The following is a 17,818-nucleotide window of genomic DNA, read 5'->3' on the forward strand; positions in this document are numbered from 1 at the left end:
GTAACCCGTACGAATTTCCCAGAAAGGCAACCACCTCATGACCACCACCGCGAACGAACTCTCGTACCGCATCGAGCAGAAGCGCAACATCAACGGCACCTTCCCCGGCCCCAAGTCGCAGGCACTGGCCGAGCGCCGCTCCGCCGTCGTTGCTGCCGGTGTCGCCTCGGGCGTCCCCGTCTACGTTGAAGACGCCGACGGCGGCATCATCCGCGACGTCGACGGCAACTCCTTCATCGACCTCGGCTCCGGCATCGCCGTGACCAGCGTCGGCGCGTCCGACCCCGCCGTCGTCGCCGCTGTCCAGGAAGCTGCCGCGCACTTCACGCACACCTGCTTCATGGTCACCCCGTACGAGGGCTACGTTGCAGTTGCTGAGCAGCTGAACCGCCTTACCCCGGGCGATCACGCCAAGCGCACCGTGCTGTTCAACTCCGGCGCTGAAGCCGTGGAGAACGCCGTCAAGGTTGCACGTCTGGCTACCGGCCGCGACGCCGTGGTTGCTTTCGACCACGCTTACCACGGCCGCACCAACCTGACCATGGCACTCACCGCCAAGGCCATGCCGTACAAGACCAACTTCGGCCCGTTCGCGCCCGAGGTCTACCGCATGCCCATGAGCTACCCGTTCCGTGAAGAGAACCCGGAGATCACAGGTGCCGAGGCTGCCAAGCGCGCCATCACCATGATCGAGAAGCAGATCGGTGGCGACCAGGTTGCCGCGATCATCATCGAACCCATCCAGGGCGAGGGCGGCTTCATTGTTCCGGCCGAAGGCTTCCTCCCGGCACTGTCCGCGTGGGCCAAGGAAAAGGGCATCGTCTTCATCGCTGACGAGGTCCAGTCCGGCTTCTGCCGCACGGGCGAATGGTTCGCCGTTGACCACGAGGGTGTTGTCCCGGACATCATCACCATGGCCAAGGGAATCGCCGGCGGCCTCCCGCTGTCCGCGATCACCGGCCGCGCCGACCTCCTCGACGCCGTTCACCCGGGCGGCCTCGGCGGTACGTACGGTGGCAACCCGGTTGCTTGTGCTGCAGCTCTCGCAGCCATCGACACCATGGAACAGCACGACCTCAACGGCCGTGCCCGTCACATCGAAGAGCTCGCCCTGGGCAAGCTCCGCGAACTGGCTGCTGAAGTTTCCGTCGTTGGCGACATCCGTGGCCGTGGCGCCATGCTGGCCATCGAGCTGGTCCAGTCCGGTTCCAAGGAACCGAATGCTGAGCTCACCAAAGCCGTTGCTGCCGCTTGCCTCAAGGAAGGTGTCATCATCCTGACCTGTGGCACCTACGGCAACGTGATCCGCCTGCTCCCGCCGCTGGTCATCAGCGACGAACTGCTGATCGACGGCCTTGAGGTCCTCGCCGCAGCCATCAAGGCTCACGCGTAACACTCCACGCTACAAAACGAGGAGGGCCGGGAAATTTCCCGGCCCTCCTTTTGTTTGGGCGCCGAGTTCGCGGGAAGGCGGCGAGGTCGCTGGAACTCTCCGGCGATCTGGCACACCTCCCGCGAACTCGGCGGGGGCCCGCGAAAGCGCTCGACGGCGAGACGCGCCTAGCTGCCCAGCGTCAGGTTTTTCTGGTGCCCATGGCCGTCGAGTTGGACCTCGACGACCAGGGGATTGGCGCTGACCAGGATGACGCCGGGATCGGCCTGCAGCAGCGTGCGCCACTGTGAGCCAGCCAGCGTTAGCCGGACAACGGACTGCGTCCGGGACGGATCCGCCACAGACAGGGTGAGCTTGTCCCCGGGCTGGTGGGCAGCCACGGTGCAGGGCCCGGACGCTGCGTAGCCGCCGGCAGATGCTGCGGCGAAGAAGTTGGCCAGGACCAGCTTGTCTTTGCCCACTTCCACGATCTGGGCATCCGCCGAGTTGGCCAAGACCTTCACATCGGGGTTGGCCGACTGGGAGAACGTGTCCGAAGCGGCTGCGGCAGGCAGCATCATGTAGGCGTAGCCCGACGCCACGGGGTCCACGCCGTGGCGGTGGGTAACGGTCACATAGTCTCGCGTGACAGGATCCGTAGTGCCGCCAGTGTCCGCGCCTGAGTTGACGTCGAACCAGTTGCCGGTCCGCCGGACCACAGCCACTTCCGGGGTGCCCGAAACTCCGGGTGAGTCCAGGAAGACGTAGCCGCCGTGACCTTCAAGGTGCACGGACCGCTTCACGGCAGCTGGTGCATCACCTGGTGCCATATGACGATTCCGGGAATCCGTGCGCACAGCAGGCACTGAACCCACGGCGAAGGACCTGTTTTCCACCGTCGTCCGGACCGCGGCGCCGCCGGTTCCTGTGATGCCTGCGCCGAGGCAGACCACGGCGTCGTCCAGGAAGAACCATGACTTCCGGCCGGACAGGGTCTTGTTGTGGTTCAGGTGGTCCATGCCGATCACACCCCAGCGACCGTCCACGGTGAGTCCTCCGGCGAACGCCTGGAATGCGCGGGGGATACCGGTCCCTGCGCCTCCAGCTCCGCTTGCCCGAACCTGGTCATTGACGGTGGTGCCAGGAAGGGAATAGGGGTCAACAGTGGGCCAGAAGTCGGCGCTGAATTGGGACGGATCCTGACGGGTGTAGAGAAACGTCATGCCGTCGCCCTGGTACCAGCCGAGGTTGTTCTCACTGTTGCCCCACTCGTAACGGCCTATCCTCTTGGAGGACAGGTTCACGGTGCAGCCCCATCCGGGACGGTGATGGACCAGCCGGTCCTGATCGGCAAACATGCGGCTGTACACAGGCGCCGGGACAGCAACCACGCTGGAATCGGAGAGCACGCCCAGGGAGAGCAAGGACTTCGCCAGGCTCTGCGTTGGATGCCCCACCAGCTTCTGGTCCGCGCAGCGTTCCAACCACCCCTTGGCCAGTGCCAGGAAACGGGAACGGTACGGCTCCTCACAACCCGGTGCCAACAGAAGGACAGCGGAGATCAGCCCAAAGCCGCTGACGTAGTCAGGTTCCCGCTGCCGGGAAACCGCGCGTCCACGGATGGTGTCCATGATCCGGCCGTCCCAGACGAACGGGGCGTACGTCTCTTCCACGGCGTCGAGGAGTACGGATCTCTTGGGGTCGTTGACCGCCCAGGTGCTTCCCCCCAGCATCGCGATGATCTCGGCGATGCCGGCCAAAGCCACCACCCCGTACGTACCGGCGTAGGGCAGATAGGAGTGCTGCACATAGGACCCGTCGGCGTAGAAGCCGTCGCCGCTGGTGACGTATGTGAAGACACTGTTGGTTCCACCGCGGACAGTATCGCTGAGGGCATCGCGGCCCAAGGCGATCTCACTGGGATTGTTGTCCAGGATGCCCCGCATGCAGCAGGCCAATGACTTGTCCACGCGGTTGGCGCCCGTCTCTGCCAGGGATGTAGCACGGCCGCGCCAATTCGGGTTGGGAGCGAACCATCGGACGGCTGCCAACAGCGACGTTCGCAGGGCCGCGGGAACTTCAGCATGAAGGAGGGTCAGGATATCCACGGTCTTCCGGGGGACCCCGATCTCCCAGAACCACCAGTTGCCTGCTGCTTTGATGGACGGTTTGTAAGCAGTGTCATTCAGGAGCTGCAGGCCCGCCACGATGTCGGCGGCCAAGTCCGGGTTTCCAGCGTAAGGATTGCCGGGGACTGCGTATCCCAAAGCCATGTCGTACAGGCGGTTGAAGTGCAGGCCCATGTTGCCGGTAGCAGCAGTGGACTGTCCGATGCCCGTCAACGGAATGTCACTCCACAGCGAGGTTCGCACCGGTGCCTTGTCCATGGAAGTCCACCATTTCCCGGTGGTTTCACCCATTCCTTCAAGCTGCGACGCGAGCTCGGGGATGTCTGCCGCGCTCCGGCCTCCGGTCAGGACCAGCCGGCGTCGCTCGATGAGTTCCTGCACTCCGGCATCGGAGGCGGCAAAAGCGGGGCCGGTTTGGGAGAGCAGCGCCCCGGCGAGGGCTGCTGCACCTCCTGCGCGGAAGAGGGTCCTGCGGCTCATTGCGGGTCCATTGAAGTTCAAAACTGCTCCGTTCAGAACTGTTCCAGGTGTGATGGGGGTGGACATTGCGGTGAAAGTTTCCGCAACTTTATGTCCGGTTCCCGGGCACCTCAACAGAAATGAACAAAACTGCTCAGGGCTTGTTGGGTGGCGAAACCGAGTCCCGGATGACGATGTGTGTGCCGACGGTAAGGGTGTTGTCAGAGGAGGCCCCGGCGTCGTGAGGTGACTGGGAGAGCGCCAAACGCACGGCCTCGCGCCCCAGTTCCTCCAGCGGAACCCGGACCGTGGTGAGTCGGGGGCGCAGCTCGCTGGCCACCGGAACGTCGTCGTAGCCAACCACCGAGACGTCCTGTGGAACGCGGATGCCACGCTCCTCCAAGGCTTCGAGGATGCCGGCGGCTACCAGGTCATTGGCACCGAAAACGGCGGTGAAATCCACCTCTTGGTCCAGGAGCTCGCGCATGCGGCTATACCCGAAGCCGCGGCCAAAGGCGCCCTCATGAACCAGGGCCGGGTCCCGCTCAATTCCGCGCGCATCCAAGGCGCGGTAAAAACCGGACAGCCGGGACGCCGTCGTGGAAAAGTCCCGAGGCCCTCCGACATAAAGGATCCTGCGGTGCCCCTGCGAGATCAGATAGTCGGTGATGGCGAAGGCGCCTCCTTCATTGTCGTAGGTGACCATCTTGGTGGGCACTCCCGCCCCCAAGGACGGCCTGCCGCAGAGGACCAGTGAGGAGCCGGCCGCGTCCAACGCGCGTGCCCGGTCCGCCATCTGCTTCCTGTATCGCGGGTCGTCCGAAGCGCCCCCCACCAGAATTACGGCATCAGTGCGTTGTTCACGCATGAGGTCCACCAGCGCGAGTTCGCGTTCCTTGTCCCCATGGGTGGCGGTGATGAGGCACATGCGCCCTTCTGCGCTCGCCTGGCGTTCGACTCCGCGGGCGATGTAGGCGAAGAAGGGATCGGCCACATCGTTGATGATGATGCCCACGGTCCTGGTGGTAGCGCCGGCGAGGGCCCGGGCGTGTGCATTGGCCACATAGCCGAGGTCCGTCACGGACCGGAAGATTCGCTCGCGCGTGGCTTTTGCTACCGGGTAGTTGCCGCTCAGGGCCCTGGAAACAGTGGCCACCGATACGCCTGCCGCCTGGGCGACATCAGCAATGGTGGCGCCGCTGCCACCGCGGGCATGGATCGGATCTGTAGGGGAGCTTTTCTCAGTCACTAAGCGATTCTCGCAAGATCCGCGGCCAATACCGGATAAGCCAAGGGCAAGCCCTCGGTCAATCGCCGGATTTCCATCACGGCGTGGCTGCCCAATCGGTGGATTTCGTTGCCCATTGCCCCCGCAATGTGGGGCGTCAGCACCACATTGGGCAGCGTGTGCAGCACGGAGCCGATCGGAAGCGGCTCTGGTTCTGTGACGTCAAGATACGCGTCCAGCCGTCCTGAAACCAGCTCGGCAGTCAGGGCCACGGCATCGATCAAAGCACCCCGGGCAGTGTTGATCACCAGGGTTCCGTCCTTCATGAGACCGAGTTGCTGCGCACCGATGATCCCCTTGGTTTCTGCGATGTCCGGTGCGTGGACGCTCACGACGTCCGACAAAGCACACAGCTGGTCCAAGCCCACGGTTTCCACGCCGAGCGCCGAGGCTTCGACGGCGGTGAGATAGGGATCGTAGACCAGCACCCGGGCATCGAGGTTCTTGAGCAAGCCGATCACCAGGCGCCCGACGCGGGAGGCGCCCACCAGTCCGATGGTCACGCCGTTGGTTCCTATGGTGGGGAAGCCGGACGCGTTGCGGGAAGCGCCTGTGATGCGCAGTTGTTCGCTGAACCGCCGGGCCCTTTTGAGGCCCATGACAATCGCGGCGAAGGTGTACTCCGCCACCGGCACCGCATTGGCAGCGGCCGAGGACGAAACCTCTATTCCGCGGGCGTAGACCTCCGGGGACAGGAAGGTTTTGACGGTACCGGCTGCGTGGACGATGCAGCGCAACTCCGGCAGCTGATCCAGCACGAACCCATCGATGGCGGGCGCGCCCCACCCTGTGATGAGGAGCTGGACGCCCCTGAGTTTTTCCAACGCTCCACGGGCGGCGAAGTCGGCGATGGGCTCGGAGTCCAGGAGCGTGACCATTCCGTGGAGTCGCGCGAGGTCCTCGGAGCTGAACAGGGTGCGCAGGTTGTTGCGGCCCATCGCGAACGCAGCCTTGATGGCGCCGGCTTGGTGGAGGTTGGTGGTCACTGCGGTTCCGTTCGGTTCGTCGAGGGAAATTTATAGTAAGCGCTTGCTATTTGCAGCCACACTAGGTGGCCGGTTGAAATCCTGTCAATCCCGGCAGAAGCAATGAATGTATGGTTTTGTGCATGTTATTGACATCACACCTCGACCATGGGTAGCTTCTTCTCCATAGTAAACGCTTACTATTTCTAGCCATTGAGCGCTCCCCAGGCGCCGGGCCACTCCACATCCGCCCTGACGGCGCAGACAGAGGAAATACATGAGCAGCAACAGTCAGACACTCACGCCCCAAGCGACGCCCGACGTCGGCGGGCCGGCGACGGTGGCGGAAGGTCGCCGTCGGGGTCGACCACCGGCCAATGGTGCAGGGCAGGCCCGCAAGAAGGGTCTCATGGCAAGGATTCGGCGCGACAAAGTGATGCTGCTGCTGATCGCCCCCGGCTTCCTGTACTTTGTGGTGTTCCACTACGTCCCCCTTGCAGGAAACGTCATCGCGTTCCTGGACTACAAGCCGTACCTCGGCTTTATGGACAGCGTCTGGGTGGGCCTGGATAACTTCGCGGCCATGTTCCAGGACGGTGCCTTCTGGGAGGCCCTCCGGAACACGCTGGTGATCACGGGCCTCCAGTTGGCCCTTTTCTTCCCCGTTCCCATCTGCCTGGCGCTGCTGCTCAACAGCATCGTGTCCAATAAGATCCGGAAGTTCGTGCAGAGCGTTGTCTACCTGCCGCACTTCATCGGGTGGGTCATCATCGTGGCGGTCTTCTCCGAGGTCCTCGGTGCCACAGGAGCGGTTCCGCACCTGCTCGAAAACCTGGGCCTGCCCCGCTTCGATGCCATGACCACGCCGGAGTTCTTCCCGTTCCTGGTCACCATCCAGTCCATCTGGAAGGACGCCGGCTGGGGAACCATCATCTTCCTGGCAGCGCTCATGAACGTGGACCAGGAGCTCTACGAGGCCGCGGCGGTGGATGGAGCAAATGCCCGGCATCGGCTCTGGCACATTACGCTCCCCGGGATCATGCCGGTGATCGTCCTGTTGCTCATCCTCAACCTGGGCAGCATCCTGTCCGTCGGATTCGAACAAATCGTCCTCCAACGCGACAACGTGGGACCCGGTGCCGGCGAAGTCCTGGACACGTACGTCTACTTCCACGGCATCCAGGACGGCCAGTGGGGACCCGCGGCCGCCGTGGGCCTCGTCAAGGGAATCGTCGGACTGTTCCTGGTACTTGGCGCCAACAAGCTCGCGCATTTCTTCGGACAGGAAGGTGTCTATTCCAGTGGCAAATCCAAGTAGCACGCTGGTGGCCGGCTTGGGCCGCCGCCCGAAGAACGGGCCCAGGAACGGGCCGAAGAACGGGCCAAAGAACCGGCCCAAGGCCAAGGACTCCCGTCCCGTCTGGATGGAGAAGCCCAAGCCGGCCATGCAGATTTCCAAAGCCATCGCTTTGGTGGTCATCTGTTTCCTGGCGCTGTACCCCTTGCTGGCGGTCCTCGCCACAAGCCTCTCCAGCCAGAGCGAGATCGCCAACAACAACGGCCTGGTGCTCTTCCCCAAAGAACCAACCTTCGCCGCGTACCAGACCATCTTTGCCGGCGGTGTAGTCACTGATGCGCTGATCCGGTCCTTGGTCATCACCACCGTGGGCACGGCCCTGTCCCTGGTGGTCACGGTGGCGATGGCGTACGGCCTGACCCGCCGGGACCTCGTGGGCGGACGGTTCTTCCTGATGACGGCGTTGTTCACCATGCTCTTCAGCCCTGGCATCATCCCCAGCTTCCTCATGGTCAAGGAGCTCGGGCTGCTGGACAATTACGCGGCTTTGGTCCTGCCCACCCTGATGAGCGCCTTCAACCTGGTGGTGGTGCGGTCCTTCTTCATGAACCTGCCGCAGGAATTGTTCGAGGCTGCGAAGATCGACGGCGCGGGAGACTTCCGAATCCTGGTCCAGATGGTGCTCCCTTTGTCGCGGGGAGTGCTGGCCGTCGTCGGGCTTTTCTACGCAGTGGGGTACTGGAACGCGTTCTTCAACGCCATGCTCTACCTGAATGACGACAAGTGGCCGCTGTCCATGATCCTGCGCCAGTACGTTCTGCTCGGCCAGCCCATGGGCGATTCCGCAGTAGCCGAGATCGCGGTGCCGTCACAAGCGATCCAGATGGCCGTCGTCGTGATTTCACTGATCCCCATCGTGATCGTGTTCCCGTTCCTTCAGCGGTACTTCACTAAAGGCGTCCTCACCGGCGCCATCAAAGGCTAGTCGACTCAACTATCCACTTTTTGAAAGGGAATCCCATGAAAGCAGTCCCCACCACCGGCCCCAGCCGCCGGAACTTCCTTTCCGTCACGGGCATCGGCGCCCTGGCTTTGTTCAGTGGCGGAGCCTTGGTTGGCTGCGGCCAGCGCACCACCAGTGTTGCCTCCAATGCCAGCGAAGCACTGCTCCCAACGCACATGCCCCTCAAAGCAGCCGCGGCGGACATTCCAGGAACGGCAGAGGGTGTGCCGTCGGCGTTCTACAAGTACCCGGCTCCGTTCCGGAGTGTGGAGAACGCACCGCTCAAGGGCGGCAAGGTCACCGCCATCACCAACCTGTTCGGAACTGCCCCCAACGCCCGTGCGGACAACCCGGCGTGGCAAGCCATCGAAGCCCGTCTGGGCGGCCAGGTGGAGATCACCTCGGTTTCCTCGGATGACTATGCCACCAAGTTCAATACGATCATTGCCGGTGGCGAGCTGCCGGACCTCATGCTCAACGACGGCGCGGCGGTGCCCAACATCGTGGAATTCCTGCAGGCCAAATGTGCTGACCTCACGCCGTTGCTGGGCGGGGACAAGATCAAGGAGTACCCCAACCTGGCGGCCATTCCGGAGGTGTTCTGGAAGCAGACAGTCCAGGCCGGCAAGCTCTACTCGCTGCCCATCCCACGCAACCTCACGGGCGGCTCGGGTTTTGTGAACCAGACCTTGCTGGAAAACGTGGGCATCACATCCACCGAGGACATCAAGGACAAGGACGATTTTTACCGGGTGGCCAAGGAGCTCACCAACCCGTCCAAGAACCAGTGGGCCTTGGGCAGCACCAAGTTTGGACTCACCATGCTGCACCACATGTTCCGCACACCGAACGTCTGGAAGAACGACGGCGGCAAACTCACCAGGGCGTTCGAGACGGACGAATACATGGCCGCGATCGAGTTCGCAGCCAAGCTCTACAAAGACGGACTGTATGTGCCGGGTTCCGAGGGCTGGACCAAATCGCAGATGGTGAACTCCTTCATCTCCGGCAAGGTTGCCATGATTTACGACGGGCTTCCCGCGTACATCGGACCCACCGGTTACGGCCGCAGCATCCCTGCAGCGAACAAGGCCAACAAAGCTGTGCCGTTCATTCCCGTAGGCCACGACGGCGGGAAGGCACAGACATGGCTGGACAACATCACCTTCGCCACCGTCATGCTTAAGAAGGCAGATGAAGCCAAGCTCAAGGAAGTCCTGGCCGTGGCAAACTTCCTGGCTGCCCCGTTTGGAAGTGAGGAGTACCTGCTGCTGAACTACGGTGCAGAGGGAGCGGACTACACCCTGGATTCCAACGGGAACCCGGTAGTCACCGAGCGTGCGCTGCTGGACAACGCTGTGCCGTGGAAGTACCTCGCCGCTCCGCAGCAAGTGGTGTACGACCCCAGCAACAAGGACATTGTGGACGTCATGCACAATGCCTACTCCAAGCTCATTCCGCTGGGTGTCGAAGATCCATGCGGCACCCTGTTCAGCCCCACCAACGCCAGCAAGGGCGCCAAGCTGGGCCAGCCAGTCTCCGATGCCGCCACGGCAGTGATCGCAGGCCGTGGCACCATGGACGCACTCAAAAGCGCAGTGGCGGACTGGAAGAAGAATGGTGGAGACACCATTCGTGGCGAATACGAATCAGCGCTGGCCAAGTAGCCGGTCCGCAGAGACCCAAGGATCCGAATACCGTGACACAGACCGTGCCCAACCTGCCCAGCCACCCACGCCTGCCGTGGCTGCCCACTCCAGATCCCGTCCAGTCCCCGTTCACCGGATGGACGCGCGGCCATTGGGAAGCAACAGCTGACCACTGGCTGGAACACATCCGCGACTATTCCAGCCCGCTCAAGGCCAGTCCACGCCTGCCGGGCCCTGTGACGCGTGACGGCGAGCGCCGGGAAGGCATGGAGACCATTGGCCGGAGTCTGCTGATGGCCGCGCCGCGGATTGCCGGGGCGCGTGGCGAGGACCGGCTTGGGCTGGCGGCCTGGTACCGGGAGGCGCTGCTGGCAGGGACTGATCCTGAAGGCGCGGAGCGCTGGCCGTTGGGTGTCACCTGCAAGTCTCCGCTGTTGGGGGTAACCAACTCGATCGTGGAGGCCGCGAACATTGCTTTCTCGCTTTTCGTTGGGCGTGAGTGGCTGTGGGAGCCGTTGACTGCGCCTGAGAAGAAGCAAGTTGCAGGCTGGTTGCGGCACCATGCCCGGCTTGAGGTGTGGGGCAATAACTGGCAGCTCTTCCCGGCGATGGCAGAGGGTTTCCTGCGTTCGGTGGGCGAGGACGTGTCCGGCTGCACGGGTGCGCGGAACGTGGCCCGGGTGGAGTCCTGGTACCTGGGGGACGGCTGGTATACGGATGGGCCGGAGCATTCCATCGATTACTACAACGCATGGGCCATCCACCCTTATTTGTGGGCTTGGTACAAGATGACCGGCCGGGAGGACACCCCTGAGGGCCGCCGTCATCTGGAGCGCTTGCGTGAGTTCGTGGGCACGCAGAGCCTGATGTTCGCCAGCGATGGCGCAGTGCTGCACGTTGGGCGATCCCTGGCGTACCGCACTGCTGTCCTTGCGGCCATGTGGTGTGCTGAGATCTCCGGGGTGAATCCGTTGACACCGGGTGCCACGCGGCGGCTGGCGTCAGGGGTGTTGGCGAACTTCACAGCCAGGGGCGTTGGTGTGGAGGGGCCGCCGAACCTTGGCTGGTATGACGAGCACGTGGGTTCCTGCCAGGCGTACAGCGGTTTTGGTTCGCCGTATCTGGCGGGCATTGGATTCCTTGGTTTGGCGCTGCCGCCGGAGCACAGGGTGTGGCAGGACGCCGAAGAGGCCCAGCCCACCGATGGTCCCGGCGTGGTGCAGCCACTACCCGATGCCGGTTGGACCATGAGCACCGATGGCGGCCTGGTCCGCCTGACCAACCACGGCAGCGATCACTGCGGCCTGCCCGTGGGCGGCGGGACGGACCCCGACGATCCGCATTACGCCAAGTTCTCCTATTCGACGCACACGGCTCCAGGTACGGGAGCTGCGTGGGAGGACAACGTTGACGGTCACTTGGCGCTGTTGGGGTCCGACGGCGTGGCCAGCCGCCGCTGTGCCCTCCGCGCCACCCGCACGGACGGGCTCGTCAGCGGATCGGTGCACATTCCGCAGTTATATGGGAAGACCTTGCCCGGCACGGCGGTGACCACCGTCTCTGCAGTGGATGGGATCTACGAGCTTCGCTGCCACTTGGTCTGCGGCCCCGTGGAGTACTCAGTCCGGGAGGGTGGCCATGCTGTGGCTGGGAACCACCCCGGGGAAGCGGGGCTGACCGGGGACACATCGTGGGTCAACAATGGTGACGTGTTCGCTGCCGTCACCGCCGTGCACGGCTGGGAGGTACCAGGGACCACCCGATACACGGATGCCAACGCCATGGGCAAGCACTCGACGGTCCCGAGCCTGAGCGCGCAGCGCCGCGGTGAGGAAACGGTGCATGTTGCCCTCCACGCGCTGACCAGGGGACCGGCTCCGGCGCCCGCAGAACTCAAATCAGCTGCCGCCGTCGTGGTCTCCGGTACGGAAGTCTCCGTCAGGTGGGCAAGCGGCACTTCGCAAACTTTTGACCTGCGGACGTTCGTGCCGTGGGACGGGCAGGTGGGGAAATGATGGAGCTCAAGTACGGTGCATCCCGGCTGGAACCACGCCAGGACGCCGCAATGCAGCGTTTCCGCGGCCATCGGGTGGGGCAGTTCATCCACTGGGGCCTGTACTCGCTCCCGGCGGGCCGGTGGGAAGGCAAGGACGTGGAGTTCGCGGCGGAGTTCCTGCCACGCGTCGCCAAGATTCCGCAGCAGCGGTGGGAAGCCCTTGCCAACGATTTCACGCTGGCCGATTTCGACGCCGGGCAATGGGCAGACACGGCCGTGGCTTTGGGTGCGCGCTACATGACCATCACCACCAAGCACCACGATGGCTTTTGCCTCTGGCCGAGTGCCCACACGGACTTCCACATGGGCAACACGCCGTCGGGCCGGGATGTCTTGGCCGAGCTCATTCAGGCCTACGAAGCCCGGGGGATCGACGTCAACTTTTACTACTCAGTGCTCGACTGGCGGCACCCTGACTGGCGCTTCACGCTGGAGAACGACGACGACCACGCGGCTTTTGCCCGCTACCTGGACTTCGCGATGAAGCAGTTGGAGGAACTCGCGAAACGTTATCCGAGTGTCAAGGGCTTCTGGTTCGATGGCACGTGGGACAAATCCGTCAAGGCCAACGGCCGGTGGACCTGGGAAGTTGAACGGATGCTGAAGGACCGGATTCCCGGCGTGGTGGTTAACAGCCGATTGCGTGCCGACGACATGGGAGCCAGGCATGTGGATACGAATGGCTTCCTGATGGGTGATTACGAAAGTGGCTACGAGCGGAGGTTGCCTGAGCCATGGGACCACGCCGTGGCTACCCGCGACTGGGAAGCGTGTATGACCATTCCGCAGGCAAGCTGGGGGTACCATCAGGGGCCCTGGGCGCAGTCGACACTGAAGCACCCATGGGATGTGGTGGACATGATCGCCCACTGCACGTCCCTTGGCGGTAATTTCCTGTTGAACTTCGGACCCCGGGGCGACGGCTCCATGGCTCCGGCAGAGGTAGAGATTGCCAGCAGGGTGGGGGAGTGGCTCGCCATCAACGGGGAAGCGATCCATGGCTGTGGCTTCGCTGAAGGCTGGGACTACCCGGGGTGGGGGTACTTCACCCGGTCTGGCACCGGCGAGGTGTATGCCATTGTGACCCGGGCGCCGGTATCCGGGCGGATCCGGCTGCAACTGCCCGCGGGACTGGAACTCGTGGGGCTCCGGTTGCTGGGCTTCGCCTCCGGTGAGTATCCGTCCAAGAGGCTGGCCGACTCCTTGTTCGAGGTGGATCTTGGAGTTGCCTCGGGCTCCGGGCCGCTCGTTTTCGCGGTGACAACGGGTGTCCGGACCGCGGTCGCGTCCCCAAGGGAACCCAATCCGGACGTGCTGGACTAGGGCTTATCGACGAGTTCGCGGGAACCATGCCAGTTCGCCGGGAAACTTCCGGCGAGTTGGCAGGCTTCCCGCGATTTGGCGGGCTTTCCTCGCGCCTACGCAGCGGCCAGCCGGGCCTTCTTCTTCAGGACCGAGTTCTTCCGGGTGGTGCGGAGCATGTCAATGGTGAGCAACACCAGAGCCAACCACACTACGCAGAAGCCAATCCAGCGGGCTGTGGTCATGGTCTCGTTGAACACTGTCAGCGCCACGATGAACTGAAGGACCGGGGCGAAGTACTGGAGCAGGCCGATGGTGGTCATGGGCAAGCGTCGTGCCGAGGCTCCGAAGAACAGCAGGGGAACAGCCGTGATGACGCCGGAAGCCACCAGCAGCCAGAAGTGCTCGGCTCCCAACGTGGTGAGGGTCTCCGCGCCGGTCACACCCAGCACGACCATGGTGATCGCTGCGAAGGGAGCCAACACTACGGTCTCCACGCTGAGGCTGGTGAGGGCATCGACCTTGGGTCCCACGCGCTTCTTCACGAAACCGTACAGGCCAAAGCTGAAGGCCAGGATCAGGGCGATCCAGGGGAGTTGGCCGTAAGAGAAGGTCAGCACGCCCACTGCGACAAAGCCGATACCCACAGCTGCCCACTGCAGGGGGCGCAGCTTTTCCTTGAGAACAAAAACGCCCAGGAGAACAGAGACCAGAGGGTTGATGAAGTAGCCCAACGACGTCTCAACAGCATGGCCTGTAGTGACACCGAATGTGTAGGTGAGCCAGTTGATGGCGATCAGCCCCGCAGCCAGGGCAAGGGGACCGAACACGGAACGATCCTTCACTGCGGTCCAGAACGTTTTCCAGGCCCTGGTGATGGTGATCAGCAGCGCGCAGAACAGCAGGGACCACACGATCCGGTTGGCCACGATCTCGATGGCACTGGCCGGCATCAGGACGAAGAAGTACAGCGGAAGCAGGCCCCACAGGCCGTAAGCACCAATGCCGAACAGGACCCCCGCGGTCGACTCGCTCCGCACCGGCTTGGCGGAACCGCCGGTGCCTTTCCTCCCGCCCCCGGCTACCGTCGTCGTGGATTGCTTTGAAGGGGGGCCTGAGATGATCTGTTCCGGTGTCGACACATTGTCGGCAACACCATCCGTGGGCGCAATATTCCGCAATGTTTGGGAATTTCTGTGACTCCTGCCATATAAGCGGTCTGGCGTAGGGTCGACATCTAGAATTGGAATCTGCGCGCCCCAACAATGGCGTGGCTCACTGCTTCGGAAGGGCTTACGGTGTCCAACTCAGCCGCAACCACCCCCAAACGTCCACTTCGCGTTGCGATCATTGGCGCAGGTCCTGCAGGCGTGTACGCCGCGGACATCCTGACCAAATCCAATGAGGTCAAGGACGGTGACGTGGAGGTCAGCATCGATCTCTTCGAGGCATACCCGGCGCCTTATGGCCTGATCCGCTATGGAGTGGCCCCCGATCACCCACGGATCAAGGGCATCGTGAACGCGCTGCACAAGGTGCTGGACCGCGGCGACATCCGCTTCCTGGGAAACGTGACCTATGGCCGCGACCTGACGCTCCACGATTTCCGCGCGTTCTACGACGCCGTGATCTTCTCCACGGGTGCCATCAAAGACGCCGCACTGAACATCCCCGGAATCGAACTGGACGGCTCGTTCGGCGGTGCCGATTTTGTGTCCTGGTACGACGGACACCCGGACGTTCCCCGCGAATGGCCCTTGGACGCCAAGGAGATCGCCGTCATTGGCAACGGAAACGTGGCCCTGGACGTCGCCCGCATGCTGGTCAAACATCCCGAAGAACTGCTGGTCACCGAGATTCCGGACAACGTCTATGCCGGGCTCAAGAAGTCCCCGGTCACCGACGTCCACGTTTTCGGCCGACGCGGCCCCGCCCAGGTGAAGTTCACCCCGCTGGAACTGCGCGAACTGTCCCACTGCAAGGACGTGGACATCGTGCTCTACCCGGAGGACTTCGAGTTCGACGAAGCCTCGGATGAGGCCATCAAAACCAACAACCAGATCAAGACCATGGTCAACACCATGACCAACTGGTTGGTGGAGGAGCACGCCGAGTCGGAGCAACCGTCCTCGCGGCGCCTGCACCTGCATTTTCTGCACAGCCCCGTGGAAATCCTCGACTCGCCGGAGACGCCCGGGAAAGTTTCCGGGATCAAGTTCGAGCGTACGGAGTTGGACGGAACAGGCAACGCCAAAGGCACCGGGGAATTCGTGGAGTACCCCGTCCAGTCCGTGTACCGCGCAATCGGCTACCACGGTTCGCCGTTGGAGGAGCTTGAGTTCGATGCCCGCCGCGGCGTCATCCCGAACGACGGCGGCCGCGTCCTGGATGCGGACGGAAACCACGTGCCAGGTATCTACGCCACTGGCTGGATCAAGCGCGGACCCGTTGGCCTGATCGGCCACACCAAAGGCGATGCCCTGGAGACCATCGGATTCCTCCTCGAAGACCGGCTCACCCTGCCTCCCGCCCGGAATCCGGATCCGCAGGCCATCATCGATCTCCTGGAGGAACGGGGCGTCGAATACACCACGTGGGAGGGCTGGAACCGGCTCGATGCCCACGAGGCCGCCCTGGGTGAAGCTTGGACTTCCGGCGAAGGTTCCAACGCCGAAGGTAACGGCGTGGTCCGCGAGCGCATCAAGGTTGTTCCGCGTGAAGAAATGATCCAGATCTCCCGCGGCTGACTGGTGGGTTTTTGCACAGGTAATGCCCCTTAGACGGGGTCATGAGGGCTTCACCTGTACCAAAACTCCCGTCCTCGAACTAGACTTCACGGTACTGTGCCGCCCACCGCACGCGCAGCGCATCAGGGGAGTTCGATGAGGAATCCAATCCATCCACCGGTTCCGGGCAGCGATGCCGCGGAACTGGTTCAAAGGCGTGCCTTGGCTGGGCACGAGCGTTTGGAGACTCTGCGGCTGGGGATGCCCGAAGGTGAAGGCATTGTTGGCCTCCGCCGCCTGGTGCGTGAGTCCTGGCAGCGTTCGGCAAATCTGCACGCAAACCCAGACGTCGCCGAGGCACCGCTTGCCTTGGACCGGGACGAGCTGGAGGAGTATCGCAGGCAACACCCGTTGGCTGCCATCATGCCGGTCATCAAGAAGCTCCTGGTTCAGCCCAGCCATGACAGCGGACTGTTGGTGGCCGTGGGCGACGACGTCGGGCGGCTCTTGTGGGTGGACGGCGATCCCGTGATGCAGCGCCGCGCTGAAGGCATGATGTTCGTTGCGGGAGCTGATTGGTCCGAAGCATCCGTGGGCACCAGTGCACCGGGTACGGCGCTGGCCCTTGACCGAAGCATCCAGATCTCCGGTGCGGAGCACTTCAAGCGCTCAGTTCACCCGTGGAGCTGTACTGCCGTTCCCTTCCACGATCCCGATTCCGGTGCCGTGCTGGGCGTCGTAGACATCACGGGCACGGAAACCGCGGTTGCCCCGCACACCCTTTCGTTGGTGGAGGCCACCGTCGCTGCGGCCCAGGCACAGCTACGTATTGAACGCCTGACGATGGCGGCCGCGGTCAGGGAGAAACCTCGACGCCGGAGCGCCGCCACCACCTCCGGGCAGGCCCTGTACCGGAACAGCCTCCAATTGTTGGGCCGGGACCAAGCTCTGCTCAGTATCGAAGGCCGGACTGTCTCGCTTTCCGCACGGCACAGCGAAATCCTGGCGATTCTCAGCAGCCAGCCCGAAGGGCTGAGCGCCGATGACCTCTGCGCCCAGCTCTATCCCGGCGACGGTTCCTCAGTGACTCTCCGCGCGGAAATGGTGCGGCTCCGTAAGGTCCTCCAGGAACTCAGCCCCGATGCTGTTCCCGAATCCCGTCCATACCGTTTGCCTGTCGAGTTGCTCCCGGATTCCGGCCAGGTGCTCAATTGCCTGCAGCGTGGAGCACATCGCATCGCCCTGGAAATTTACAAAGGTGCCGTTCTTCCACGTTCGGAAGCGCCCGGCGTCGTGCAGTTGCGTGAACGGGTCGGGCACTTGCTGCGCGAGGCGCTGCTCACTGACGGCAGCGTCGATTCGCTGCTCAAGTACGCTGAGCTGCCCGAGGCGAAGTACGACGTCGACCTCCGCCTCGCTGTTCTGAGGCTGCTGCCGCCGCGCTCACCGAAGCGGGCCGCCGTCGTGGCTGATCTTGAACGGATCGAAACCGACCTCACTGCGTGAGCTGAATCACAAGGGTGCAACGTAGCTGCAACCTCCCCGCTCCTAGGCTCGAATCAATGGCGACAG

12 protein-coding genes are annotated in these 17,818 nt (G+C 63.3%); 8 read left to right on the plus strand and 4 right to left on the minus strand.

Features of this window, described 5'->3' with window-relative positions; all coding sequences use genetic code 11:
- Window positions 1–37: 37 nt before the first annotated feature.
- Entirely contained in the window at window positions 38–1,393 is a 1,356-nt protein-coding gene (gabT, locus tag BMY91_RS01285; RefSeq protein ID WP_090817257.1) for a 4-aminobutyrate--2-oxoglutarate transaminase, read from the plus strand.
- A 167-nt stretch (window positions 1,394–1,560) separates the two neighbouring features.
- On the opposite strand, the gene BMY91_RS01290 is transcribed toward gabT, so the two are convergent.
- The 3 genes from BMY91_RS01290 to BMY91_RS01300 all read right to left on the minus strand — a co-directional run bounded on the left by BMY91_RS01290 (window position 1,561) and on the right by BMY91_RS01300 (window position 6,234).
- Window positions 1,561–3,981, minus strand: coding sequence for a polysaccharide lyase 8 family protein (locus tag BMY91_RS01290; RefSeq protein ID WP_256212518.1), 2,421 nt, complete (start codon window positions 3,979–3,981; stop codon window positions 1,561–1,563).
- A 133-nt stretch (window positions 3,982–4,114) separates the two neighbouring features.
- Window positions 4,115–5,209 (minus strand): LacI family DNA-binding transcriptional regulator, encoded by a 1,095-nt coding sequence (locus BMY91_RS01295; RefSeq protein WP_090817261.1) that lies wholly within the window; start codon window positions 5,207–5,209, stop codon window positions 4,115–4,117.
- Entirely contained in the window at window positions 5,209–6,234 is a 1,026-nt protein-coding gene (locus tag BMY91_RS01300) for a hydroxyacid dehydrogenase (protein ID WP_090817264.1), read from the minus strand. The genes BMY91_RS01295 and BMY91_RS01300 overlap by 1 nt, the downstream gene beginning before the upstream one ends.
- A gap of 256 nt (window positions 6,235–6,490) precedes the next feature.
- On the opposite strand from BMY91_RS01300, the gene BMY91_RS01305 reads away from it, so the two are divergent.
- The 5 genes from BMY91_RS01305 to BMY91_RS01325 are packed head-to-tail and all read left to right on the plus strand — an operon-like array spanning window position 6,491 to window position 13,541.
- Window positions 6,491–7,531 carry an ABC transporter permease gene (locus BMY91_RS01305; protein ID WP_090817266.1) on the plus strand — a complete coding sequence of 347 codons (1,041 nt, stop codon included), beginning with the start codon at window positions 6,491–6,493 and terminating at the stop codon, window positions 7,529–7,531.
- A complete protein-coding gene (locus BMY91_RS01310) occupies window positions 7,515–8,495 on the plus strand; it encodes a carbohydrate ABC transporter permease (protein ID WP_090817269.1) in 981 nt (326 codons plus the stop codon). Before BMY91_RS01305 ends, BMY91_RS01310 begins: the two co-directional genes overlap by 17 nt.
- A gap of 35 nt (window positions 8,496–8,530) precedes the next feature.
- Window positions 8,531–10,180, plus strand: coding sequence for an extracellular solute-binding protein (locus BMY91_RS01315; RefSeq protein ID WP_090817271.1), 1,650 nt, complete (start codon window positions 8,531–8,533; stop codon window positions 10,178–10,180).
- A gap of 32 nt (window positions 10,181–10,212) precedes the next feature.
- Window positions 10,213–12,177 (plus strand): DUF2264 domain-containing protein, encoded by a 1,965-nt coding sequence (locus BMY91_RS01320; RefSeq protein ID WP_256212519.1) that lies wholly within the window; start codon window positions 10,213–10,215, stop codon window positions 12,175–12,177.
- Window positions 12,174–13,541, plus strand: coding sequence for an alpha-L-fucosidase (locus tag BMY91_RS01325; protein WP_256212520.1), 1,368 nt, complete (start codon window positions 12,174–12,176; stop codon window positions 13,539–13,541). The genes BMY91_RS01320 and BMY91_RS01325 overlap by 4 nt, the downstream gene beginning before the upstream one ends.
- Window positions 13,542–13,636: 95 nt before the next feature.
- Here BMY91_RS01325 and rarD read toward each other — a convergent pair whose 3' ends face one another.
- On the minus strand, window positions 13,637–14,701 hold the full coding sequence (gene rarD / locus BMY91_RS01330; protein WP_090817277.1) for an EamA family transporter RarD: 1,065 nt from the start codon (window positions 14,699–14,701) through the stop codon (window positions 13,637–13,639).
- Between the two features lie 117 nt (window positions 14,702–14,818).
- On the opposite strand from rarD, the gene BMY91_RS01335 reads away from it, so the two are divergent.
- Window positions 14,819–16,267 (plus strand): FAD-dependent oxidoreductase, encoded by a 1,449-nt coding sequence (locus BMY91_RS01335; protein ID WP_090819050.1) that lies wholly within the window; start codon window positions 14,819–14,821, stop codon window positions 16,265–16,267.
- Between the two features lie 135 nt (window positions 16,268–16,402).
- Complete coding sequence (locus BMY91_RS01340; protein ID WP_090817280.1) at window positions 16,403–17,752, plus strand: GAF domain-containing protein; 1,350 nt, start codon at window positions 16,403–16,405, stop codon at window positions 17,750–17,752.
- The last annotated feature ends 66 nt before the right edge of the window (window positions 17,753–17,818 follow it).

This window comes from Arthrobacter sp. yr096, assembly GCF_900108925.1.
In the GTDB taxonomy this organism is placed as follows: domain Bacteria; phylum Actinomycetota; class Actinomycetes; order Actinomycetales; family Micrococcaceae; genus Arthrobacter.